The sequence below is a fragment of the Sphingomonas colocasiae genome (assembly GCF_019880585.1).
Lineage (GTDB): Bacteria > Pseudomonadota > Alphaproteobacteria > Sphingomonadales > Sphingomonadaceae > Sphingobium_A > Sphingobium_A colocasiae.
In genome coordinates this window covers 367,390-391,000 of the sequence record NZ_JAINVV010000003.1, presented here as the reverse complement: position 1 = coordinate 391,000, position 23,611 = coordinate 367,390, and the positions used below count along the sequence as shown (strand labels likewise).

The 23,611-nt window shown below is 65.7% G+C and carries 16 protein-coding genes; 7 read left to right on the top strand and 9 right to left on the bottom strand.

Annotated features, from left to right (window positions below):
* Positions 1-66 precede the first annotated feature (66 nt).
* Positions 67-234, bottom strand: coding sequence for a hypothetical protein (locus K7G82_RS05450; protein WP_222988816.1), 168 nt, complete (start codon positions 232-234; stop codon positions 67-69).
* A 165-nt stretch (positions 235-399) separates the two neighbouring features.
* Between K7G82_RS05450 and K7G82_RS05445 the strand changes: the two genes are divergently transcribed.
* The gene (locus tag K7G82_RS05445) at positions 400-2,106 is read left to right on the top strand and encodes an Hsp70 family protein (RefSeq protein WP_222988815.1); all 1,707 of its coding nucleotides are present in this window, start codon (positions 400-402) and stop codon (positions 2,104-2,106) included.
* Positions 2,103-3,860 carry a hypothetical protein gene (locus K7G82_RS05440; protein WP_222988814.1) on the top strand — a complete coding sequence of 586 codons (1,758 nt, stop codon included), beginning with the start codon at positions 2,103-2,105 and terminating at the stop codon, positions 3,858-3,860. The genes K7G82_RS05445 and K7G82_RS05440 overlap by 4 nt, the downstream gene beginning before the upstream one ends.
* 54 nt (positions 3,861-3,914) lie before the next feature.
* Here the strand turns inward: K7G82_RS05440 and K7G82_RS05435 are convergent, their stop codons facing one another.
* Complete coding sequence (locus tag K7G82_RS05435) at positions 3,915-5,288, bottom strand: class II 3-deoxy-7-phosphoheptulonate synthase (RefSeq protein WP_222988813.1); 1,374 nt, start codon at positions 5,286-5,288, stop codon at positions 3,915-3,917.
* A 248-nt stretch (positions 5,289-5,536) separates the two neighbouring features.
* Positions 5,537-6,979 (bottom strand): 8'-apo-carotenoid 13,14-cleaving dioxygenase, encoded by a 1,443-nt coding sequence (locus tag K7G82_RS05430; RefSeq protein WP_246623287.1) that lies wholly within the window; start codon positions 6,977-6,979, stop codon positions 5,537-5,539.
* Positions 6,980-7,024: 45 nt separating this feature from the next.
* Here K7G82_RS05430 and K7G82_RS05425 point away from each other — a divergent pair, with 45 nt between their 5' ends.
* Positions 7,025-7,609 carry a TetR/AcrR family transcriptional regulator gene (locus tag K7G82_RS05425; RefSeq protein WP_222988812.1) on the top strand — a complete coding sequence of 195 codons (585 nt, stop codon included), beginning with the start codon at positions 7,025-7,027 and terminating at the stop codon, positions 7,607-7,609.
* A 124-nt stretch (positions 7,610-7,733) separates the two neighbouring features.
* Here the strand turns inward: K7G82_RS05425 and K7G82_RS05420 are convergent, their stop codons facing one another.
* The gene (locus tag K7G82_RS05420; RefSeq protein WP_246623286.1) at positions 7,734-8,651 is read right to left on the bottom strand and encodes a tetratricopeptide repeat protein; all 918 of its coding nucleotides are present in this window, start codon (positions 8,649-8,651) and stop codon (positions 7,734-7,736) included.
* Between the two features lie 134 nt (positions 8,652-8,785).
* Between K7G82_RS05420 and K7G82_RS05415 the strand changes: the two genes are divergently transcribed.
* The 4 genes from K7G82_RS05415 to K7G82_RS05400 all read left to right on the top strand — a co-directional run bounded on the left by K7G82_RS05415 (position 8,786) and on the right by K7G82_RS05400 (position 15,118).
* Complete coding sequence (locus K7G82_RS05415) at positions 8,786-11,287, top strand: cyclic nucleotide-binding domain-containing protein (RefSeq protein WP_425517247.1); 2,502 nt, start codon at positions 8,786-8,788, stop codon at positions 11,285-11,287.
* A 252-nt stretch (positions 11,288-11,539) separates the two neighbouring features.
* Positions 11,540-12,412 (top strand): hypothetical protein, encoded by an 873-nt coding sequence (locus tag K7G82_RS05410; RefSeq protein WP_222988810.1) that lies wholly within the window; start codon positions 11,540-11,542, stop codon positions 12,410-12,412.
* Between the two features lie 11 nt (positions 12,413-12,423).
* The gene (locus K7G82_RS05405; RefSeq protein ID WP_222988809.1) at positions 12,424-14,250 is read left to right on the top strand and encodes a cytochrome c3 family protein; all 1,827 of its coding nucleotides are present in this window, start codon (positions 12,424-12,426) and stop codon (positions 14,248-14,250) included.
* A 19-nt stretch (positions 14,251-14,269) separates the two neighbouring features.
* The gene (locus tag K7G82_RS05400) at positions 14,270-15,118 is read left to right on the top strand and encodes a phosphodiesterase (protein WP_222988808.1); all 849 of its coding nucleotides are present in this window, start codon (positions 14,270-14,272) and stop codon (positions 15,116-15,118) included.
* 132 nt (positions 15,119-15,250) lie between these two features.
* Here K7G82_RS05400 and K7G82_RS05395 read toward each other — a convergent pair whose 3' ends face one another.
* The 5 genes from K7G82_RS05395 to K7G82_RS05375 form a co-directional block, all read right to left on the bottom strand.
* Positions 15,251-15,442 (bottom strand): hypothetical protein, encoded by a 192-nt coding sequence (locus tag K7G82_RS05395; RefSeq protein ID WP_222988807.1) that lies wholly within the window; start codon positions 15,440-15,442, stop codon positions 15,251-15,253.
* Positions 15,443-15,452: 10 nt separating this feature from the next.
* A complete protein-coding gene (locus K7G82_RS05390; protein ID WP_222988806.1) occupies positions 15,453-15,587 on the bottom strand; it encodes an entericidin A/B family lipoprotein in 135 nt (44 codons plus the stop codon).
* 84 nt (positions 15,588-15,671) lie between these two features.
* Positions 15,672-19,694 carry a multiheme c-type cytochrome gene (locus K7G82_RS05385; protein WP_222988805.1) on the bottom strand — a complete coding sequence of 1,341 codons (4,023 nt, stop codon included), beginning with the start codon at positions 19,692-19,694 and terminating at the stop codon, positions 15,672-15,674.
* Complete coding sequence (locus K7G82_RS05380) at positions 19,694-21,535, bottom strand: hypothetical protein (protein ID WP_246623285.1); 1,842 nt, start codon at positions 21,533-21,535, stop codon at positions 19,694-19,696. Before K7G82_RS05380 ends, K7G82_RS05385 begins: the two co-directional genes overlap by 1 nt.
* The gene (locus K7G82_RS05375) at positions 21,535-23,457 is read right to left on the bottom strand and encodes a heme-binding protein (RefSeq protein ID WP_425517248.1); all 1,923 of its coding nucleotides are present in this window, start codon (positions 23,455-23,457) and stop codon (positions 21,535-21,537) included. Before K7G82_RS05375 ends, K7G82_RS05380 begins: the two co-directional genes overlap by 1 nt.
* Positions 23,458-23,611 lie beyond the last annotated feature (154 nt).

Sequence of the window (23,611 nt, the reverse complement as noted above, 5' to 3'; positions counted from 1 at the left end):
AGGGGTTTGAAGACTAGACGCAGGACAGGGCAATTCGATCCGTAGGCGATACGAGCCGGTCGCTGCTCAGCGCGTCAGCGCGTACCAGGCGACGTAGAACCACGAGAAGAAGCCGTGGATGATCGCCCAGATGATCGACTTGTTGACGCTCCACGAGATCGCGATGGCGAGCGCCGATCCGAAGCTGATGCCCGTCTTGACGACGGTTTCGGTGTAGCGATGGATCTGCGGCATGGCGGTCCTTTCGGGCAATTGCCACGCACGCCGGCGGCAATCTTTATCGTGTCTGTGGCAAGCGTATAGCGTGAGATTTCGCGCATGGGCAGGAAAACGGGCGGCGGCCGGGGCGGGCTGGAAAGCGGATGGCTTTCTGCTACCTCGGATCGGCAGGGGGGAAGCATGATTGTCGGCATCGATCTTGGAACCACGAACAGCGCGGTCGCGGTCTGGCGGGACGGCCAGTCGCATCTGATTCCCAATGCCTTGGGGGAATATCTGACGCCTTCGGCCGTCAGCATCGTCGATGGCGACACCATCCTGGTCGGCGCCGCCGCCAAGGAGAGGCAGTCGACCCATCCGCGCGATACCGCGACCGTTTTCAAACGCTATATCGGAACCAGCCAGACGACACGCCTTGGCCGGATGGAGTTTGGCGCGGAGGATCTGTCCGCGCTGATCCTGCGCAGCCTGAAGGACGACGCCGAAGCCTTTCTCGGCGAGCCGGTGACGGGCGCGGTGATCACGGTTCCCGCCTATTTCAACGACAGGCAGCGCAAGGCGACGCGCCGCGCCGGCGAACTGGCGGGGCTCAAGGTGGAGCGGCTGATCAACGAGCCGACTGCGGCCGCGCTGGCCTTCGGTGTGCATGAACGGGCGGAAAGGGAGCCGTTCCTGGTTTTCGATCTGGGCGGCGGCACGTTCGACGTGTCGATCGTCGAAATGTTCGACGGGATTGTCGAGGTGCGCGCGTCGGCCGGCAACAATCGGCTGGGCGGCGAGGATTTCAACGATTGCCTGATCGATCTCGCGCGTCGGCGGATCGATCCCGATGGCTGCCTCGATGGCGCCGATCCCATCGCGCTGCGTGAATTGCTGCGCGTATCCGCGGAGCGGGCGCGCCGCGAACTCAGCGACAGGGACAATGCGGTTTTTTCGCTGACCCATGACGACACGGTCTTCAGCGCCACCATCGGCTCGGCCGAATTCGAAAGCCATGCGGAAACACTGATGGCGCAGTTGCGCGATCCCGTTCTGCGTTCGCTGCGTGACAGCGGCATCGCATCCGAAGCGCTGAGCGAGATCGTGCTGGTCGGCGGGGCCACCCGCATGCCGATCGTTCGGCGCGCGATCACGCGCATGTTCGGCCGTTTTCCGAATGCGTCGGTCCATCCCGATCATGCCGTGGCGCTGGGCGCGGCGGTGCAGGCCGGGCTGCTCGCGCGCGATGCGGCGTTGGACGAGATCCGCCTGACCGACATCTGCCCCTTCACCCTGGGGGTCGACCAGGCCGAACGCGACATGCGCGGAAACCTCCGTTACGGACTTTTCTCTCCGATCATCGAACGCAACTCTCCGATACCGATCAGCCGGGTGAACTATTATTGCACCATCGGTGATGGCCAGAGCGCCATCCAGTTCGGTATCTATCAGGGCGAAGCGCGCGACGTTTCCGCCAATGTGAAGCTGGGCGAACTGAAGATCCCGGTGCCGCCGCGTCCGGCGGGCCAGATTTCGGTCGAATGCCGCTTCAGCTACGACAGCAGCGGGCTGCTCGAAGTCGATGTGCTTGTTCCTGCAACCGGCCTGAAGCGCAATCTGGTCATTATCGACGATGCGGATGCGATGACGCCAGACGAGGTCGAACGCCGCCGGGAATCGCTGGCGGCGCTGAAATTTCACCCCCGCGAAGACGCGCGGAACGCGGCGCTGCTGGCACGCGCCAAGCGGTGTTACGAAGGCTTTATCGGCGAAAATCGCGAACGCGTCGGGCAGTGGATCACCACTTTCGAAGCCGCGCTGGACAGCCAGGACGATCGCCTGATCCGGGATGCCCAAGCCGAACTGGCGCGGGTGCTGGATGCGCTTGAGGGCGAGCGGTTTCTGTGAGGCCTGATCCGATCTGGCAGGCCCTGGGGATCGCTCCGACGACCGAGGTCGCCGCGATCCGCCGTGCTTATGCGCAGCGATTGAAGGCGCTGGACGTCGATGCGGATCCGGATGCTTTCATGGCCCTGCGCGAGGCCCGGGACGAGGCGTTGAGGCACGCGGCGGCGGGGGAAGCACCGGTCGTGCAGGCTGTGGCTCCGGCTCCGATGTCGGGCGAGGGGGCCACAGACCGGCTGTCGGCATCGGGGGGCGCGCCGGTTCTGGGCGGCCGGACAGGATATGATTCCGGCGAACTGATCGCCGCAGGCCCGCCTGCCGAAGATGACCGGGTCGACTTGATCCTGGGCGCCATGGCGACGGTGCGCATCGGTGAGGCGACGGATCGTTCGGATCCCATCGCCGCCATCGTCGTCGGCGTTCCCCTGCTGGCGGGGCATGAGGCCGTCGACGGCGTCGGCATTCCGCGCCAGTCGGCGCCTCCGGGGCTGGAGGCGGATTACAACGCCTTTGTCGCGCTGCTTTTTCCGCCCGAGGAGGGGCCATTCCCCACACCGCGGGAACAGGCTCAACTCGGTGTTCATTTCGAAGCGCTGCTTGCCGATCCGCGTTTGGCGGAACTCGCCTTCTATGCCGATGCGGAGCGCTGGTTCAGCGAAGTGCTCGCCAAGTCGATCCCCTTGTCCGATCCCATCCTGAGGCGGGCGGCCGAGTTTTTCGGCTGGCTCGATCGTTCGGGCGAGATCAGCCAGACCCCGGCCATCGCCTATGTGACCGATCGTTTGCGGGCGATGGATTTCCTCGACGCCGTCCAGCGCAAGGGGCATCCGTTCCACAAGGCATGGCAGGAATTGCGAAGGCCGGCCAAGGAGGGGTCGTCGCGCGGCTGGGTGCGCCGTGGGAAGGTTCTGGAACTGCTGGCGCTGGTTCGGCGCGACTATCCCAGCCTGGAAGGATATTTCGACTGGTATCGCGTGTCGTTGTGGGAAGATCCGCCCGCCACCTCATGGGGCGGCAGCGGGATCTTTGTGGGCGGCTTCCTGGTGCTTCAACTGGTGATGGCGCTTGCCCGATGCAGTAGCCCACCGCCTCCATCGCTGCCCGTGGATCCGCCGAGGCAGGTAGAGAATGAATTCGTTTCCCAGGATGCTGAAATCGGCGCGGCGCTCGACAGCATCTTTTCGGGCGCGCTGACTTTGCAGACCATCCGGGCGCGCAATACCGAACTCTACGACATATTGGTCGTCAACTGGCGTGTCGCGCGCGACAACAGGGTGAGCGGACAGGCCTTCGTCAAGGCTGTCGATACGTTGCTTCTGGATCGTGCATTCCGCGCGCGGGCAAGGCTGAAAGGGGCTCTGCTCCTCGAACAGCGCCGGCTGGATCTCGATGTGGCCCAGGTTCTGAAGCGGCGGGATGCGGACCTGTGCAACCAGTATTTCCGTTATGGGACCGCGCCGGCGGAATTCGTCCCATCCAATCTGCGCGACCGCCAGAAAGCATTGCTGATCCGGCTGTTGATGGAGGTCGATGGCAGTCCGCCGAAATCGGGCGAACCGGCGAGGGAGGGCTATACCATTTCGGGCGAAATGGTGGATGCCGTGGCGGAGCGCGCCGGGATGGATCGCGATACGCTGATCACCGCACTCGATGGCGGTGGCTCGGCATCTCAGCAATGCAGCGCAAAGATCGCGTTGCTCGGTGTGGCGCTGATGCGCTCCGGCGGGGAAGGCCTCCCCGTGCTTCGCAACATGTAGTCCGCATCGGCAAGGCATCGGCATAGCCGTGCCCTGCCGATGCGGAAAAGGGGGTCAGGCCGCGACCTTGCGGCGCTCCTTCAGTTCCTGATTGAGCATTTCGGCCAGCAGGAACGCCATTTCCAGCGACTGGCCGGCATTCAGGCGCGGGTCGCAATGGGTGTGGTAGCGATCGGCCAGGCTCTGCTCGGTGACGTCGACGGCGCCGCCGGTGCATTCGGTGACGTTCTGGCCGGTCATCTCGGCATGGATGCCGCCCGCGAAGCTGCCCTCGGCGCGGTGCACCGCGAAGAAGCCGCGAACCTCGGCCAGGATCCGCTCGAACGGCCGCGTCTTGTAGCCATTGGCGGCCTTGATGACGTTGCCGTGCATCGGATCGCAGCTCCACACCACCGGATGGCCTTCGCGCAGCACCGCGCGGACCAGCTTGGGCAGGCCCGCCTCGATCTTGTCATGGCCGTAGCGCGTGATCAGTGTGATGCGGCCGGGCTCGCGCGCTGGGTTGAGCGTGTCGAGCAGGCGCAGCAGCGCATCCGGCTCCAGGCTCGGGCCGCACTTCATGCCGATCGGATTGCCGATGCCGCGCAGGAACTCGACATGGGCGCTGCCCTCGAAACGGGTGCGATCGCCGATCCAGAGCATGTGCGCGCTGGTGTCGTACCAGTCGCCGGTCAAGGAATCCTGCCGGGTCAGCGCCTGCTCATATTGCAGCAGCAGTGCTTCATGGCTGGTGTAGAATTGCGTGCCCGCCAGTTGCGGCACGGTTTCGGGGCTGATGCCGCACGCTTCCATGAAGTCGAGCGCTTCGCTGATCCGGTCGGCGACGTCCGCGAACTTCTTGGCCCAGGGGCTGCGGCCCATGAAATCATGCGTCCAGCGATGGACCTGATGGAGATTGGCATAGCCGCCCTGCGCGAAGGCGCGCAGCAGGTTGAGCGTCGCGGCCGACTGGCTGTAGGCGCGGATCATGCGCTGCGGATCGGGCACGCGGCCGGCGGGGTCGAATGCGATGTCGTTGATGATGTCGCCGCGATAGCTCGGCAGCGAGACGCCGCCGATATCCTCCATGTCGGCGGAACGCGGCTTGGCGAACTGGCCCGCCATGCGCCCCACCTTCACCACCGGCAGCTTGCTGGCATAGGTGAGCACCACCGCCATCTGCAGGATGACGCGGAAGGTGTCGCGGATATTGTTGGCCTGGAACTCGGCGAAGCTCTCGGCGCAATCGCCGCCCTGGAGCAGGAAGGCCTTGCCCTCCGCGACCTTGGCCAGCTCGGCGGTCAGGTTGCGCGCCTCGCCTGCAAAGACGAGCGGGGGATAGCTTCCCAGCGCCTTCGTCGCGTCGGTCAGCGCCGTCGCGTCGGGATAGGTCGGCAGCTGGCGGGCTTCGTGTTTCGTCCAGCTTTCTGGGGCCCATTTGGCGGCCATGATCGTCGAGTCCGAATGGTGGAAAGAGCGGCGTTCCCTTGCGGAAATATGGTGCGGAAAGCAATGGGTGAAAAGCTTGGGGCTGGGATAGTGCAAGTCTGGCTGCCGAAGTTTCCCGGTATTTCCGTTCGCTTCGAGCAGCGTCGAGCCTGCCGAGACGCGATCGTCGAGAAGCCTTTGGGCGCGGCATCGTCTCGACTGCGGTTCTCGACAGGCTCGACCCTGCGCTCGAAGCCAACGGAATGGTGTCAGCCCAGCGTCGGCACCCAATTGCCGTGGAAGCCCGGCGGAACGCGGTGGGGCAGGCGGATGCTCGCGACCGGCGCGCCCTCGAAATCCCGCGCGTCGAGAATGGCGAGATCGGTGGTCTCGTTGGGCAGGTCGATCACCAGTCCGATCAGCCAGCCTTCATCCTCGGCGCTGTCGGCATGGGCGGGCACGAAGACGAATTCGCCCGGAAAACGGCCTTCGCCGAAATCATGGGTCTGGCGCGTGCCCGCTTCCAGGTCATGCTTGATCAGATGCGTGCCGCCCGAGAAATTGATCGCCGGATCCTCGGGCAGCGCCATCGTATAGGCGTAGCGATAGGGTTGGCCGAAGCGGCGTTCGTCGGGGCGCGGGAATTCCTGCGGACGCGCGTCCACCACCCGGCGCTCGACGGTCCGCGTCGCGGGATCGATCGTCCAGCGCTCGAACGCGCTGCGCGGGGAATCGGGGCCGTGCACGCTCTCGGCGAACATCGTCTCGTGCGCGACGACGTCGAGCACGACGCGGCCGTCGGGCAGGTCATAGGCATTGGCGGGGTGGAAGACATAGCAGGGATCGACATCGCACCAGATGACGTCGTCGCTGCCGCCATCGCGCGGCAACAGGCCGACCCGCGCCCGATGATCGGGCTTCCAGCGATAGGGGAAGGGATGGCCGCCGATCAGCGCCTTCATCGAAAAGGTGACGGGCAGATCGAGGATGATCGCATAGCGCGCGGTGATCGCGCAGTCGTGGATCGACGGGCCGTCGCGCACCGCGATCGGCTCCTCGCGGATGACCGTGCCGTCCGCGCCGACGACCACATGGCGCACGATATTCTGATCGGCGCCTTCATAGCAGATGGCGTGCATTTCGCCGGTCAGCGGATCGAGATGCGGATGCGCGCTGAACGATCCGGCCAGCGTGCCGCCGAAATTGTCATAGGCCAGGCTGTCGAGCGTTTCGCCCAGCCGCACCGGATAGCTGCCGGCCTCGACGAGCGCCCAGGTGGAGCCCGCGAAACCCAGAATATTGGTGTTCACGGTATCGCCATGGCCATGGCGCGGGCCTGGGGTGGCGGGGTCGCCCAGCGCTGCGGCGACGGGCGTCGAGCGGATCCAGCGATTGCGGTACCAGCGGGCATGGCCGCCCTCGATGCGCAGGCCATGGACCATGCCGTCGCCGATGAACCAGTGATGCGAAGCCGGATCCGCCGCGATCGGATTGGGGCCGATCCGCAGATAGCGGCCGTCGAGCGCGGCCGGGATCGTGCCGGTGACGGGCAGGTCCTCGATCGTCAATTCCTCGGTCATCGGTGCATGGATGCCGGTCAGATAGGGATTGGGCGTGTCGGGGGCCGGCATGCGCTTGCGATTATAATCCGCGAGTACGGTGATGCCCTTGGTGACCACGGATCGGATCGCGGTTTCGACGGTGCTTGCCATGAAGGACCTCCTCGTCCAATGTTGATGCTGTTCACATAGGGCTCAATGATAACAGTGTCAACATCAAAACGAGAAAGCTATCATCATGGCGACCTGCGGGCCGCGTTGATCGAAGCGGGGCTGAAACTGATCGAGGAACGCGGCGCCGACGATGTCGGCCTGCGCGAGGCGGCACGCGCCGTCGGGGTGAGCGCGACCGCCATCTACCGCCATTTCCCCGACAAGGGCGCGTTCCTCCAGGCATTGGCGCAGGCCGGGCTGGAGCGGCTGGCGGCGGCGCAGATCGCGGCATCCGATGCGGCGGGGGGCGGCGCGGCGGGCTTCAATGCGACAGGCCGGGCCTATGTCCGCTTCGCGCTCGCCAATCCCGGATTGTTCCGGCTGATCTTCTCGACCGCCAAGGGCGATCCGCTCGATTGGGACAATGCGCCCGACGACGCGATGCGGCTGCTGCGCGACAATGCGGTCCGCCTGGTCGCCAAGGAACGCGGCGCGGAGGAGGCGAAGCTTTTCGCGCTACACTCCTGGGCGCTTGTCCACGGCCTGGCGGTGCTGATGCTCGACGGGATGGTGGCGGTGGACGATGCGCTGATCGATCGGGTGATCGATGTTCGAAAGGTCGAGTGTTAGGCGCCGGGCCCGTTTGCTTCGAGCAGCGTCGAGCCTGTCGAGACGCGACCGTCGAGAAGCTGCGGTGTCGGGAGGTTCTCGACAAGCTCGAACCGAACGGTATGTGGGGCTGAAGTGGAAGCGCTCAGCCCCCCGGTATTCCCAGCGCCCGCGCCGCTTCGTCGATCTGTGCCTTGGCACCGGGATTGGCCGCGATGGCTGATTTCCACGCCGCGGATGCGCGCGCGGTTTCGCCCAGCGTCATCCGGCTGCGCATCAGCATGATCCAGCCATTGGGGTTGGCGGGATCGGCCTTCAGCTTCGCCTCCAGCCCGTCGACCATCGACTGGATCATCATCTCCTGCTGACCCTTGGGCAGGGCCGCGGCCGCCTGCATCTGTTCGCGCGTCGGGCCGGGAATGGCGGCGGTGGCGACCGATGGCGACGGTGCGGCCGGCGCCGGCTTCACCGCCGCGAGCCGTGCGGCGACGTCGATCTTTTCGCGTGCGGCGACCTCTTCGATCGTGCGCCGCAGATCGGCTTCCCAGGGCGCGCCGGCGGGCGTGTCGGCAAGCAGCGCGAACCAGGCGTCGAGCGCGCCCTTGTGATCGCCGGCGACATCCTTGCCGACCGCCAGGAAATAGCGCGCGCGGGCGTCCTTGGGGTCGAGCGCGATCGCCCTGGCGAAGGCGTCGGCCGCATCCTTCGGCAATTCGCGCTTCTCGGTGGAGAGGGCGAGCGCCTCGCCCAGTGCCGACCATAAATCCGCCTTGTCGGGGGCCAGCGCGGTCGCGCGGCGATAGGCGGTGGCGGCTTCGGGAAAACGGCCGGTTTCGAAGAACGCCCAGCCGAGCAATTGCCAGCCCTGAACGTCCTGGGGGTTGGCCTTCAGCCGCGCTTCGAGCTTGGCGATCGCCTGATCGGGCGTTTCGGTCGATTGCGCCTGCTGCGCGGGCGCCGGGGGCGGGGCATCGTCCTTGCGTATGACCGCGACGCCGATCGCGGCGAGCGTGATCACGCCTGCCGCGCCCAGCGCCCATCGACCCATTTGCGTGCTGTCCATCATGTCCCCCTTTTTACGGCCGCCACTCTAGCCGTCCGCAACCGACATGGTAGAGTGGATTATCGGGTTCGCGCCGCAAGGTCCGCGCAATGTGCCGAAAAGGCCGTCGCGGTCCGCTACAGGGGGACAGTCGCGTGGCCGGGCGGTATCGTATCGCCATTGTCGGTTCGGGGCCTGCGGGCCTGAGCGCTGCCGCGCGTGCGGCTGCGCTCGGCATCAGCCACGTCCTGCTCGAAAAGACCGACCATCTCAGCGACACCATCTTCAAATATCAGAAGGGCAAGCATGTGATGGCGACGCCGAGCCAGCTCGTGCTGCGCTCGGACATGGCTTTCGAAGCGGGCAAGCGCGAACGCATCCTGGACGTATGGCGCGATCAGGCCGCGGCGGGCGCGATCGAGGTCCGCTACCATGCCGAGGTGAAGGCCATCACCGGGGCGGCCGGCGATTTCACCATCACCACGACGAAGGACGATACCATCCTGGCGGAAACCGTGGTGCTCGCCATCGGCACCCAGGGCAATCCCAATCTCGTGCGCTGCCCGGTCGGCGAAGGCGCGGTTGTCCAGTATCAGCTCGACGATCCCGGCGAATATATCGACGAGCATATCGTCGTGCTCGGCACCGGCGATGCCGGAATCGAGAATGCGCTGGGGCTCGCCGCCGATCCGGAACAGCGCAACAGCGTCACCATCGTCAACCGGTCCGCCGAATTCGCGACCGCCAAGGACGCGAACGTCAAGGCGCTGCTCGCGGCGGAGGCCGCCGGCCGGTTGCAGGTGCGCCGCGAAACCACCACCGCCGCGATCGACAAGGGCATGATCCGTTTCGACACGCGCGACGGCGAAGTGTCGATGCGCTGCGACCGGGTGATCGCGCGCATGGGATCGGCGCCGCCCCGCGCCTTTGTCGAGAATTGCGCCGCCCGGTTCGAGGATGTGGAGGGCAAACGCGCCCGTGTCGCCGGCACCGGCGTCGAATTCAGCAGCGCCGATCGCGTCTCCTATCCCGTGCTGTCGCCGACATTCGAGACGACGACGCCCGGCATCTTCGTGATCGGGGCGCTCGCGGGCTATCCGCTGATCAAGCATTGCATGAACCAGGGCCATGACGTGGTCGAGTTCATCAACGGCAACACGACGTTGAAGCCCGCCGACGAGCCGATCCTGGAAAGCCGTTTTCGCGATCTGCCGGGTACGCGCGGCGTCGACGAATGGCTGGAATTCCTGCGGACGCGCATCACCGTGCTGGAGGCAATGAGCCCGCTCCAGATGCGCGAGTTCATGCTCGACAGCGAGGTGCGTTTCTATCGGCGCGGCGCGGTGGTGTTCGAACGCAACGCGCCGGGATCGTCGCTCTTCGCGATCGCCGACGGATCGGTGCTGGTTCAGGTGAATCCTTCCGATCCGTCGGTGACGGTGCCGATCGCCTGCGGTTCGATCTTCGGAGAGGTCGGGCTGATTTCCGGCCGCAGGCGTGGCGCGACGATCCGCGCGGCGGAGGATTCGATCCTCGTCGAAGTGTCGCGCCAGGCCGCGCTCAAGCTGCAAAGCCAGGTGCCGGCGGCGCGCGCGGCGATCACGCGCATCTCGATCGAGCGGCAATTGCTCCAGATGTTCGGATCGGGGCTGGCGAGCGAGGATCTGGGCGAGGTGCTCGACAGCGCGGAGATCATCGCGGTCAGCGCGGGCAAGCCCGTCATCACGGAGGGCGAGGAGGGCGACGATATCTTCGTCATCCGCTCCGGTTCGATGGTGGTGGAGAAGCAGGTCGGCGGCAAGCCGGTCTTCCTCTCCTATTTGCCCGCCGGATCCTATGTGGGGGAGATGTCGCTGATCGCGGGCGGGCGGCGCACCGCCACGGTCAAGGCCGCGATCAAGTCCGAAGTGATCAGGCTCAAGGGCGATGCGATCCGCGCGGTGATGGCGAAGAAGCCGGCCTTGCTGGAGAAGGTCCGTCGCGACATGGCGTCGCGCCAGGATCTGAACGCCTTTATCGAAGCGAAGAAGGACAGTTTCTCAGGGGTGGTCGACCTCTATTCCTCGGTTTCCAACTTCCTTGTCGAACAAGGGGTGGGCGAGGCGACCGACGTGCTGCTGATCGACGAAAATCTCTGCGTCGGCTGCGACAATTGCGAAAAGGCGTGCGCCGACAGCCATGACGGCCTGTCGCGGCTCGATCGCGAGGCGGGGCGCACCTATGCGCATCTTCATGTCCCCACGAGCTGCCGGCATTGCGAGCATCCGCATTGCATGGCCGATTGCCCGCCCAACGCCATTCACCGCGGGCCCGATGGCGAAGTGTTCATCGACGAAACCTGCATCGGCTGCGGCAATTGCCAGCGCAACTGCCCCTATGGCGTGATCCGCATGGACGCGGTGCCGCCGAAGAAACCCGGCCTGCTGAGCTGGCTGTTCTTCGGCCGGGGGCCGGGGCCGGGGGAACCGGGCAAGGCCTGGTCCTATGCCAATGCCAAGCCCGGCGTCGAGCGGCCCAAAAAGGCGATCAAGTGCGACATGTGCTCGGGGATCGACGGCGGCCCCGCCTGCGTACGCGCGTGCCCGACCGGCGCTGCCATCCGCGTCGCGCCCGAGGATTTCCTGAGCGTGTCGCGGCTGGAACGGGGGGAGGGGTGAGGTGGCCCTGCTTGCCCCAACCCCGTTTGTGTCGAGCCCTTCGACTGCCTGCCAAGGCAGGCGCTCAGGACAAGCTTCTCCGCAAAGCGGAGAAGTCGAGACACCCCTTCGAGCGAAGTCGAGAAGGAAAGGACCTCGGCTATGCTCGGTCGCGTGTCTCGACTTCGCTCGACATGAACGGAGTGGGGGGCGACGCATCGTGACAAATTCCGCTCCTCCGCCGTCGCTTCATCCATCCAGGCCCACCCCCTGATGGCCACCCGCACCGCATCGCGCCGGGTGAAGGGCGAAACGCTGCACGACGGCTTCCTGCGCCATCGCGGTTTCCGCTGGCTCAAGATCTGCACCGTTTTCTCTCTGGTCGCGATCGTCGCCTATTGCCTGGTCGACGTCACGCCGCGTCACAATGGCGGAAGCTGGCTGGGTTATGTGCTGGGCACGATCGGCGCGCTCCAGATCCTGTGGCTGACCGCTCTGGGCCTGCGCAAGCGGGCGATGACGCGCGGGCGATGGTCGTTGAAGGCCTGGACATCGGCGCATGTCTATATCGGCCTCAGCCTGATCGTGATCGCGACGCTGCACACGGGGTTTCAGTTCGGGCTGAACGTCCATACGCTCGCCTATGCGCTGATGATGGTCGTGATCGTTTCCGGCATGGTCGGCGTCGGTTTCTACGCCACCTTGCCCAGCGCGCTCAGCAGCAACCGCGAGGAGATGACGCAGCCGCAGATGATCGATGCGTTGCGCTCGATCGATCGCCAGCTTCACGACGCCGCGCAGCCGCTCGATCATCATCTGGCGGCGCTGGTACGGGGATCGCTTGAGCAGGATCCGTTCGGCGGCGGGCTCATGCGGCGTTTGTCCGGCCATTATCCCGGTTGCGCGACGCGCGCGGCACAGGCCGCGATCCGGCGCGAAACCGCCTATAAGCCCAAGCTGGGCGAGGATCCGATCGACAAGGTCGATGCGCTGCTGGTGCGCAAGGAAGCGATCCTCGGTCGCGTCCGGCGCCATCTGAAATTGAAGGCCATGCTGGAGGTCTGGCTCTATATCCACGTCCCCGTCACCTTCGCGCTGATCGCCGCGCTTTCCGCGCATATCGTTTCTGTGTTCTTCTATTGGTGAGGGAAGGGCATATGCGTTTCCTGATCCGCCAGATCTCACGCACCGCCGACGGGCGGGAGATCGTGCGGCCCGTGACGCTGGAGCAGCCGGTGATCACGGTCGGCCGGCTTGCCGACAACGATATCCATCTCGCCGACCTCGCGGTGACGCCGCGTCATGCCGAGATTGCGCGGCTCGACGCGCGCGGGATCGTGGTGCGCGCGCTCGATACGCTTGGCTTCGATGTCGATGGCCGAACCGTCATGTCGGTGGAAATCGACGCGGCGGAGGGCGCTGAGCTGAAATTCGGTGCACACCGGCTGACGATCGGGCTGGATGGCGACGCGGTGACGATCGCGGTCGAGCGCGTCCAGGCGCTGTCGGACGCAACGGGCGACAAGGACGAGCAGCGCGTCTTCTCTTTGAGAGGCCTGCTGCCGGGCAAGCGGCTGAGCGCCTGGGCCTTTGCCGGCCTGGTCCTCGCCGCCTTCCTCGTTGCCCCGATCATGACCTGGGCGACGTATCGCGCCGCGCCGCAACGTCCCGCCGGTTTCCATGCCGACAGCCTGTGGTCGAGCGGCGCGCTCAGCCAGGCGCATCAGGGGCTGAAGGACAATTGCCAAGCCTGCCACAAGGATGCGTTCGTTTCCGTGACGGACGATGCATGCCTGACCTGCCACAAGGATACGCACGATCATGCCGATCCGATGCGGCTGGCGGCGGCGAAGGCGCCGCCCGGCGCCGGCGCGCGCGTCGGGCTGATGTTCGCGGCGGCGTTCAACCGGCCGCAGGGGCGCTGCGTCGAATGCCATGGCGAGCATGAAGGGGCGGGGCCGATGCAGCCCGCCGCGCAGCGTTTCTGCGCCGATTGCCATGGCGGGATGAAGGAGAGGCTGGGCGATACGCAATTGCTCGACGCCAGCGATTTCGGCACGGCGCATCCCGAGTTCCGCCCGGCGGTGATCGTGCGGCCGGGCGGTGACCATCCGGTCGTGCGGCGCATTTCCTTCACCGCGCATCCGCGTGAGGAGAATGGCCTGAAATTCCCGCACAAGCTGCATCTCTCGACCACCAACGGGGTGGCGCGGATGGCGCAGACCATGGCGGGCGAACAGGGCTTCGGCCAGAGCCTGGTCTGCAAGGATTGCCACACGCCCGACGCGACGGGCACGCGCTTCCAGCCGGTCGACATGGAGCGCGATTGCGCGATGTGCCACAGCCTTGCTTTCGACCAGATCGGCGGGACGATCCGGACGTTGCGGCACGGCGATCCCGCGCAGGTCGTGGCCGATCTGCGCGCCTATTATCGCGGCACGGGCCCCGAACGGCCGCCAAGCCTGGGCGGCATGGCGCGGCGGCGGCCGGGCGATTATGCGCAGGGGCGGACCTATTATGCCTATTTTGGCGCGGTCGCGGCGCGTGGTGGGCAGGCCGAACAGGCGGTGCGCGCGGTCTTCTCGCCCGGCGGCGCCTGTTTCGATTGCCACAGCATCGACAGGCAAGGCGATGCGGCGAGCGCGGGCTTCCGCGTCCAGCCGGTCAGCCAGAATGCGCGCTATTTCCTGAAGGGCTGGTTCGATCACGACGCGCATCGGACCGAGACCTGCGAAAGCTGCCATGCCGCGCCGACGTCCGGTTCGGCCGGCGATTTGCTGATCCCGGATCTGGCCTTGTGCCGCACCTGCCATGTCGGCGAGGGCGGGGCTGCGTTGCGGCGCGTCGCCGAGCCGGTGGCGTCGGGCTGTGCGCTGTGTCACAGCTATCACGCCGATGACGGCGCACCATGGTCCACCCGGCAGCGAGTCGCGCGGATCAAGGATGGAACGAATGCTGGAGCCGCGCGGGGAGGACGCCGTTGAGCGAGCAGGGTCGCAGTCCATGCTGATCGGTCAGATCACCGACATCCATCTGGGGTTCGAACCGGACAATCCGGCCGAATTCAATCGCAAGCGGCTCGATCAGGTGATCGCCTATCTCGCGCGGCCCGGTCATGCGCCGGATATGTTGGTGGCGACCGGCGATCTGGTCGATCGCGGCGATGGGGACAGCTATCGCCGGCTCCGCAACGCGCTCAGCCTCTGCCCCTTTCCGGTCTGGCCGTGCGTCGGCAATCACGACATCCGCGAGAATTTCATCCAGTATTTCCCCGAGATCCCGATCGCCGACGGCTTCGTGCAATATGAAGTGCCCGGTACCGGCGATCTCCGCATCCTCGTGATCGACACGCTGGAGGAAGGCCGCCACGGCGGATCCTTCTGCGAGCGTCGCGCCGCCTGGCTGACGGCACGATTGGCGGAGGCGCCCGATCGGCCCACCATCATCGTCATGCATCATCCGCCGCTGGAGATGGGCATAGACTGGATGGATGGCGGGCCAAGCGAACCCTGGGCCATGCTCTTCGCAGCGACGATCGCGCCGCATGCCCAGGTCCGCGCGCTCATTTGCGGGCATCTTCACCGCTCGATCTCCGCGGCCTGGAACGGGGTGACGGTGACCGTCTGTTCTTCCACCGCGCCGCAACTTGCGCTGGATCTGTCGCCGATGGACCCTGACAGGCCTGACAATCGACCGATGATCATCGCCGATCCGCCCGCTTACGCGCTGCACCGGTGGAATGGCCGCGAACTGGTCAGCCACTTCGATACGTCGGGCGAACATGTCATGCTCGCCAAATTCGATCCGTCGATGCAGGCACTGGTGCGCGAGCTTATGGGCGAGCGCGGCTGAGGGCGAACCCGATCTGAAAACATCGTCATTCCGGCGAAAGCCGGAATCTTCCTGGGCATCGAGCGGAGATTCGGGGCCTTCGACTTCGCTCAGGAGAGCCTTTCGCCGGAATGACGGTTATGAGTTGGGAACTCAGCCCTTGGCGTGGCTTCTGCCTTCCGCCTCGGCTCGCTCCAGTGCGCCGGCTTCGTCGCCATCCAGCGCGTCCTCGGCCTCTTCGGCCGCTTTTTCGACGCGATCCTTGTCCTTCGCGAAAGCACTGGTCGCTTCGTCATAATCGCGCGCGGCCTTGTAATTGCCTTCGCCATGCACCTTGTCGGTCATAACGGCCTCCTTATTTGGCGTCGTGCGCGGTGTCTTCAACCGCGTCGCCTGCCGATTTCAGGTCCTTGCCGGCGCCTTCCACCGTATTGCAGGCGGCAAGCGCGAAGCTGCCGATCAGCGCGAGCGAGAGAATGAGCTTCTTCATGACGATCTCCATCCGGGCGGCTCCCCGGAGCGCCGTCCATGATCGAGAAACGCCGCAAGCGGCGTCAGGTATCCGCGATAGCGATCAACCGCCGGGATTGAGCGCCGGAATCCAGTCTTCGATCGTCACCGTATCGCGCACCTTGTAAGGAATGCCCCGGCGATTGAGGAACAGCCGCTCCATCTCCGCCCGTGTGAAGGGGCGCGAACCGAGCCGGCCGAACACCGCGATCTGGCCGCCGGTCTCGTCGACGGCGCGATCGCGGTCGAGCCCCTTGGAAAGCGCGCGCGCGGGTGAGGGCGTGCGCGCCCAGGCGATCAGTTCGGGCACTGGCGCGGGCGAGAAGCCGTAGAAATTGGGCTGGCTGTCGGGGGAGGTGAGCTGGATCACCTTCAGTCCGTTCCTCCCGTCGGCGACATAGGCGAAAAGCGACGCGTTGGTGGTGCCGATAATCACGTCCTGCGCGTCGTTCATCGCCCCGCCGAAACTCTCCATGCGATAGACGCGGGGGCGGCTGGGGGCCTTCACATCCACGATCGCCAGCCCGTCGCGGCCCGCCGCGACATAGGCATAGGTGCGTGCCAGATAGAGGCGGCGGGCGTCGGCGAGCGGGATGGTGCCCGACGGGACCGCGACGGGCGTATCGAGCCGGGTGACGTCGAACAGCTTCACGCCTTCGGCATCGGTCACCCAGAGGTAGCGGAACTGGATGGCGGTGGCGCGCGCGTCACTCAACGGGATCGTCGCGGCGAGGCGCGGCTTCAGGGGATCGTCGAGGTCCACGACCACCAGCCCGGCATCGGCGGCAATATAGGCGATGTGCCCTGCCAGCGTGATATGGCGCGCGCCCTTCAGGACATTGTTCGGGTTCCAGGTGGCGGCGCGCTTCAGGAAATTGTTGCGGAACTCGCCGTCCGCCAGGGGGGTGACGTCGACCAGGATCAGCCCCTCCACGCTGTCGGTGACGATCGCGTAATTGTAGATCGGATGGAAGGGCTGCTCCTGGTTCATCGCGCGCATCTCGGCGGTGTTGCGCAGCGGGTTGATCGGCTGGTTGGTGGCGAGCGCCATGCAGGTGGCGTTCGTCGATTTGACCTGCGTGTCCTGGCCGAGCGCGGAGAAAGGCGCGGTCACGATCCGTTCGGAAAAGCCCTTGTTGCCGATCGAAGCGACATCATAGACGCGGAAGCCGCCGCGCCCTTCCGCCACGAACATATATTCGCCGCGCAACTGCAGGCAGCCGACCGTGCCCGCCGTCCCTTGCGTGATGTTGCGGAATTCCTCCAGCGCATGGGTTTCGCCCGACAGGCGCTTGTCGAACGTCTTGCCGCGCGTCCAGTCCTTCAGTTCGCGGCCATTGCGCTCGACATGCAGCCGCCACCAGTCGGGATAGGCGTAGCGCTGCAGATAGGATCCGATGACGGCCTGGGGCTCCTCCCATTCGGTGACGCGCACCGCCTCGAAACCGCCGTCCAGCCCCGTCCAGGCGTGGAGCCCGACGAAATTGACGAAATTGGTGCCGAGCAGCAGCAGTTGCGACATGATCGCATTGTTGTCGTCGTCCGCGCTCAGATGGCAGTCGCTGCAGGTCTTGGTTTCGGTCTTGCGCACCGTGTGCGGGAAATGCGGCGCGAAGGCCTGGGACGAGAAGCCGGCGGACGAGATCGGCGGCTGCTGGATATAGATGCGTTCGCGATTGATATTGGTGGAGGAGAGCACCAGTGCGGATGTCGATCGCACCGGCGCCACGATATTGCCCTTGGTCGTCTGGTGACGGCCGAGCTGGAACATCTCGTCGCGCGCGACCTGGGGGTTGTAAGTCGCGAAATTGCGCGTCTCCTTGCCCTCATATTTATGCTCGCTGGTCTTCCAGTTCGCCTCGATCGGCAGATGGCAGCCGCCGCAGGAGGTGGTCCACGACAAATGGCAGGTGAAACAGGCCATGGTGTCGTCGCCATGCGCGCGATCCGCTTTTGCGATGCCGGGGCCGAAGCCGAATTTGCCGTCTTCCGCGCCCGTCCGGCCCATCAGCTTGGCGCGCGCCGCCTTTGCGTTGAAATGCGGATTGCCCCGCGTCACCGCATCCTTGACCAGCGACACCTCCCATTCGAGTGTCGGATCGACGATCGATCGCTGGATGAGCACGCGGTTCCCGGCCGCGTCCTGTTGCCATTCGAAACGGCGCCGGCCGTCGGCGTTGCGCAACAGCGCCAGATTGCTGCCCTGCGGCCGCGCGGCGGGGCCGGAGGTGAGCAGCGTGGGATAGGCGTCGGCGGTGCCGTGGCAATCCTTGCAGCCGATCTCGATCGCATTGGCGACCTCACCATAGATCAGCCCGTTGCCGTGGCTGTCCTGGCTGAAATGGCAGTCCGCGCATTGCAGGCCCTTTTCGGCATGGATATCCATCATATGGACGGCCTTGCCCTTCTGCTCGCCCGGCTGGACGAAATCGGGCGCGTCCTTCTTCCGGAATTTCTCGGGATCATCGGGGGCGACGATCCCGCCTTCGGCATCGAGCAGATTGCCCTCGCGGTCGCGTTTGTAGATGGCGCGGAAATTCCAGCCATGGCCGTGATAATCGGCGAATTGGGTGTCCTTCGCCTTTGGATTGACGTCGTCATAGACGCGGCGGAGGAATTCGAGATCGGCCCAGCGCCCGCGCGCGGCGGCGGCTTCCGGGTTGCGTTCGTTGACTTCGCGGACTTCGGCCGCCGTCGGATATTTCTGCTTCTCAGGCCACATCAGCGGCGCGTCGGACTCATAGTCCCACATGGTGTAGCCGAGATAGGAGTTCAGGAAGATATTGGGCTGGTGCATGTGGCAGTTCATGCACTGGGCGGTCGGGATCGCGCGGGTGAAGACATGGCCGATCGGATGGCCTTTCTCCTTTGCTCCTTCGGCATGCGCGTCGCCCGGCTGCTTGACCGCGCCATGCTTGCCCGCACTTTCCAGCTTGCCGGCGATCGTCGGGTCGATGGTCGCGCTCTGCCCGTCGCGGCCATATTTCGCATAGGTCAGGCTGTGGCGCGGTTCGCGGTCGTTGGCGTAGATGACATGGCAGCCCGCGCAGCCCGAATGGCGATAGTCGCCGGGCTGGTCGTTGGTGCCCATGAACCACATGAAGGGATCGTTGAGCCGGGTCTTGTGGATGTTGAGCACCGGAATGGCGACGCGCAGGCCGGTGGCGGGGCCTCGGCTCGATTGCTTCAGGTCCGGCCGGCCGGGCTCTTCCAGGCGCTGGATGATGCCCGCCGGGTTGGGCAGGCCGATCTCGGGGAATTGCGTCGCGATGTTGCGGCCGCCGCGCTCGAACACGCGGAAGATGTCGCCGGGCGGGATCACATGCCAGGTGGGCAGCGGATAGAGCGCGGCAAGCGCGCCGCGCGCCTGTTGCGCGGGGGTGACGCTGCCGTGCGGGTCGCCGGGCGAGACGATCTTCGCGGGCTCGCCGGTGCGGGTATAGGCCTCTCCGAAGACGTAGTTCTTGTAGGGGACGATGCCGTTATTGTACGCGGCGCCACCCCACAGCATCGCGCCCGACGCCATCAGCGAGCGCTCCGCCGCCTCGATCACCTCGATATGGCAGGCGCCGCACGCCTCGCGTGCGACGCGATAATCGGACGGATTGACGAAGCGGACGAATTCCGGCGCCTCACGGTTGAGCAACGTGTAGCTGCGTTTCGGGTTGGCGGAGGACGGCCAGTGCCAGCTTTCGGGATAGCGCGGCAGCACATGCGCGCGATCGCGCGCCGAGACATAGCGGGGGTCGTCGTGCTGGAGCGTCGAATCCCCAGCCACCTTGGGATCGCCGCCATGGCAATCGACGCAGCCGAGCTGGACGGCGGGGCTGACATGCATGGTCGGCGCTTCGGAGGCGGTGTGGCACGTGACGCAGCCCGCCGATTTCGCTGTGGCTTCGGCGGGGTCCTGTGTCTGTGGCGCGGGCGCGGTGAAGGCATAGATGCGCTTGACCGGCTTCTCGCCCTCCGCGGCGATCGAGACGGCGGCGGGGATGAGGAGGAGCAGGAGAATAAGGACCAACCCAGCCCAAAAACCAGTTCTTGTCGAAGGGCTCGGGACAAACGGTGGAGAGGTGAGCCAACCCATCAGAACGCCAGGATCGCGTTGGCAAGGACGGAATAGAATCGATCGTCCCCGCGCCGGTTGGTGAAAAGATCGGCAAAGCCCTTGCCCGGATCGAGGATCGCGGCGGACAGCCTGAAGACGATGTTCTGCGTCGCCTTGGGGCGCCAGATTGCCGCCGTCGACAGGTCCCAGCCGATCGCCCTGGGGATGCTGCCTTCGTTGCGCAACGCCTGGAGCGAGGCGGTGTTTTCGAACCAGAGGTGATTGGCGTTGGCGGACAGGCGGAACGTTGGCGTCAGATCGAAATCGGCGCCCGCGCCGAGCAGCATCGTGCCGGGATTGTTGAAGTTGCTCTGGCCCTGTTCCTTGGACGAGCGCAGCGAATTGAGCACGCCGTTGCGTCCGTTGATCCCGATCGCGCGCCCGCCGCCGGCAAAGGGTATCGACTGGCGGATCCAGTAGCTGGTGTCGGCGCCCGCGAAGATCGGATTCTCGAAGATCGCGTCGAAGCCGCCTTCGGTATCGTCATAGGGATCGCCGTCGCCTGTCGCGTAGAGGCCGGACAGGCGGAAACGCATCCAGTCATGGTCATAACTCGCTTCGGCGGCGGCGAAGCCCGCGCGGATCCTGGCCGGGCGGCTGGTGAAGAAGCTGTTCCGGTCTTCGCCCAGCGCCGCGTAGAGCGATGCGGTCAGGTTGATGCGCCCGATCCGGCCGTCTCCCGAATAGCCCAGATAGACCACGTCATATTCGCGGCCGCGCAGATCGCCGAGCAGGGCAGGGCGTACGGGAAAGCCATTGTCGTCGATCGCCAGCCGATTGGCCTCGCGGTTCCAGTTATAGGTGGCGGAAACCTGGCTGGTGAAACCCGCGAACGGAAAATCCTGTCGATAGAGATTGGCGAAGAAGATCAGATCGTTGCGCGGGCGCTGGGTGACGTCGTTCAGGCCCGAATTGGTGTCCTTCTCCAGCCGCCAGAAGGCGGCGAGGTTGAACTGGAAGCGGTTATTGTCGCGATTGCCGAAAAAGCGGACGCCGAGTTGATTGTCCTGGAACAGGAAACCCCGGAAATCGGCCTGGAAAGGCTGGATGCCGACGCGGATCGATTCGAAGTCGTACCGATCGGAGGTGTTGCGCAGGTGGTAGTCGACAAAGGCTTCCTGCACGCCCAGGAAATCGTCGGTGCGATGCGTGGGCTTCGAAGGCTGGACATGCAGGATCCGCCGTTCGGCGACATCGGCGTGATTGACCTGATAGGCAAGCGTCAGCCGATATTCGACATGCGGGGGCATGAACGCCGTCGATCCCTTGATCAGCGCCGCGCCGATGATGAAGGTCTGCGCCGCGACCAGGCTGTTCGATCGGCCGAACACGTCCAGGCTGCCGGGCCGATCGGTGGTCTGGACGCCGACGGGAATGGGAAAGCTGCGCGGTTCGATCACCGTGTCCGAAACCGCGTTCAGGACGAAGAACCAGTCGTCGCCCTTTAGCGGCAGCCATTTGTGCCTGGTCAGGTCTATCGGCCGGTCGCCCTTCAGCGTGTTCTGATGATAGGGATCGAACCAGCGTTCCTTGACGAGCCCCAGCGTTTCGATCAGCCGCCAGCGATCGGGGACGGGGAATTCGTCGGTCGGAAAGGCCTCGGGCGGCGGGGCGCGCACCGCGCCCGGATTTTCCTGCGTGACCCTGTCGGGCAGGGTAGGGCGCCGGCCGGGGCGCTTGCGGCCTTCGATCAGCGCGTCATCGGCATCGATTTCCGGTTCGGCCTGGGCCGGTGCGGGTGGCTGCTGAACCTCTTGCGCGTCGGCCTCGGCGCCGATCAGCGCCAGCATCGGCATGATGGAGGCAGCGACGGCCGGCATCACAGCCCCTCACACACATTCTGCTGCGCGGTGTCGAGGAAGGGAGCGAAGGGACAGCTCACATAGCGCAGCCGGACATTGGCGTTGCCGACATTGACGGTGATCATGTCCGCCCGCACCGCCTTTGGCGCATTGCCGATCGATCCCACCCGCAGGCCGGCATTGTGGAGCCCCAGGAAACTGATCATGTCGTCCTGGTCGATGCCGTCGCCGGAGATGCCGATCGCGCCCACCAACTGGCTGCCGCGATAGATCGGCACCGATCCGGGAAAGATCTGGATGCCGTTCTGCAAACGGTTCTGGCCGGGGACGACATCGGGAAGGAAGGTGCAGCGGCGCGGCGTGTCGGTCGGAATGGCGAGCACCAGGAACGCGACATGGGTCAGCAGGTTCTGGAAGACGATCGCCGATTGCAGCCCGGTGGAGAAGGGGCTGAACTGTTCGATCGGACGGGAGAAGGGGCCGGGGCCGCGCCCGACTTCACCGTCGGGGAAATAGGGGCGGGCGACATTGCCGTTCGCCCGGTCCGAAAAGGCGAACTTGCCGGTCAGCGCCGTGGGGTCGTTGAAGAAACCGCGTGCGCGGGGAACGACGTCGCGTACGTCCGGGCTGGCATTGGCGGCGAGTTCGGCCGCGGCCGCGCCGTTCGAAAAGAACGCGGCGGTACGCGCCTTCTGCAACGAGACGTCGATGCCGAAGATCGGCGCGTCGGGCGCACGGACGATGCCGAGCGGCGTGCCGAAGCTGTCGACCACCGAAATCGAAACCTGTGCGCGGCTGTCGAGCGGGCGACGGATCTGGCCGCGCGCACGGCTCATGACGGTGAAGGCCTCTTCCATCACCGCCCGCACTTCGGCGGCGGTCAGTGGCTGGGCCACGGCGGCGCCGTCGGTGCCGGCCCGGATCGGGTAGCGATTGGCTCCCGATCCGTCGGTCAGGACGAAGGCGTCGGGATTGGCGAACTCGCTCGTCGTCGCCTTGCGAATGCCCGATGCCTCGGTTCCATAGGCGGTGCCGGCGACCACCGCGATCGTCGAATAGTCGCGCACCGGCCCGACCTGGCCGACGCCGCCGATCAGCGAGGCGAAGCTGGGGGGGCTGGCCGGATTGCTCTTGAGGTCGGCGCGCACCGCGTCGCTGAAGCGCAGTGTCGTGCCGTCCACGGTGATGCGCGGCGCCTTGATCTCCTCGGGCGCCTCGAAACCCGTGGTCGCGGCGAGCGCGATCGCTTCGTCGTCCAGATTGGCGTCGAGATCGAGGATATTGGTGTCGAAATCATAGACGCCGTCGGCCATCACCCCGACGCCGCCGACAAGAACGCCGTTCTTGTAGAGCGGAAAACCGCCGGCATCGGCGGCCAGCCCGAGCGGTGAGCGTTTGGGGCCGATCAGCGCGGCGGGGCCGCCCGACGCGATGAAGGTGCGGGCCAGGTCCGAACAGGGGAGCTGGCTGAACTGCACGCCGAACAGCGGCCCGCTCTCGAGCCCCACGGCATTGGGGGCGGGCGGGAAATGCTGCTGGACGATCTGGCTGGCGGTCCGCGTCGAAAAGGCGTTGCCGCCGCTCGACAGATAGGCGCCGGTGATCGCCTTGGCGATCGCGCCGCCTTCCTGTGGGAAACGGATGCCGGCGACATCGATCTGCTCGTTGCTGGGCGTACGCGGCGTCACCGCATCGGCGAATGCGCCGGTCATGCGGAACACCGTCAGCACATTGCCGACCCGATCGACCACCGCGATCACGGCGGGTTTTCCGCGCGCCTGCGCCTCACCCACGCCTTGGGCCACGATGCGCTCGACCTCGGCCACAGTCAGCGATTCCTGCGCGGGGACCGAATAGATCGATGTCGGGGTCGGGGTGGGTGTGGGGGTCGGCGTTGGCGTCGGGGTGCTTCCGCCACCGCCTCCACATGATGACAGGATCAGGGAGGCCAGTGCGATGGTGGAAGTTATCCGCCTGGATCGACCCCATCCCCGTTTGTGTCGAGCGAAGTCGAGACACGCCTTCGAGCCAAGTCGGGAAGGCTTGAGTTTCGCTCGGACACGTCCCTCGACTTCGCTCGGGACAAATGGGGGT

Coding starts and splice junctions, on each gene's coding strand:
- K7G82_RS05450 (WP_222988816.1), bottom strand. CDS start 234: ATGCCGCAGATCCATCGCTACACCGAAACCGTCGTCAAGACGGGCATC.
- K7G82_RS05405 (WP_222988809.1), top strand. CDS start 12,424: ATGCGTTTCCTGATCCGCCAGATCTCACGCACCGCCGACGGGCGGGAG.
- K7G82_RS05390 (WP_222988806.1), bottom strand. CDS start 15,587: ATGAAGAAGCTCATTCTCTCGCTCGCGCTGATCGGCAGCTTCGCGCTT.
- K7G82_RS05420 (WP_246623286.1), bottom strand. CDS start 8,651: ATGGACAGCACGCAAATGGGTCGATGGGCGCTGGGCGCGGCAGGCGTG.
- K7G82_RS05430 (WP_246623287.1), bottom strand. CDS start 6,979: ATGGCAAGCACCGTCGAAACCGCGATCCGATCCGTGGTCACCAAGGGC.
- K7G82_RS05425 (WP_222988812.1), top strand. CDS start 7,025: ATGATAACAGTGTCAACATCAAAACGAGAAAGCTATCATCATGGCGAC.
- K7G82_RS05410 (WP_222988810.1), top strand. CDS start 11,540: ATGGCCACCCGCACCGCATCGCGCCGGGTGAAGGGCGAAACGCTGCAC.
- K7G82_RS05395 (WP_222988807.1), bottom strand. CDS start 15,442: ATGACCGACAAGGTGCATGGCGAAGGCAATTACAAGGCCGCGCGCGAT.
- K7G82_RS05435 (WP_222988813.1), bottom strand. CDS start 5,288: ATGGCCGCCAAATGGGCCCCAGAAAGCTGGACGAAACACGAAGCCCGC.
- K7G82_RS05400 (WP_222988808.1), top strand. CDS start 14,270: ATGCTGATCGGTCAGATCACCGACATCCATCTGGGGTTCGAACCGGAC.
- K7G82_RS05385 (WP_222988805.1), bottom strand. CDS start 19,694: ATGGGTTGGCTCACCTCTCCACCGTTTGTCCCGAGCCCTTCGACAAGA.
- K7G82_RS05445 (WP_222988815.1), top strand. CDS start 400: ATGATTGTCGGCATCGATCTTGGAACCACGAACAGCGCGGTCGCGGTC.
- K7G82_RS05380 (WP_246623285.1), bottom strand. CDS start 21,535: ATGCCGGCCGTCGCTGCCTCCATCATGCCGATGCTGGCGCTGATCGGC.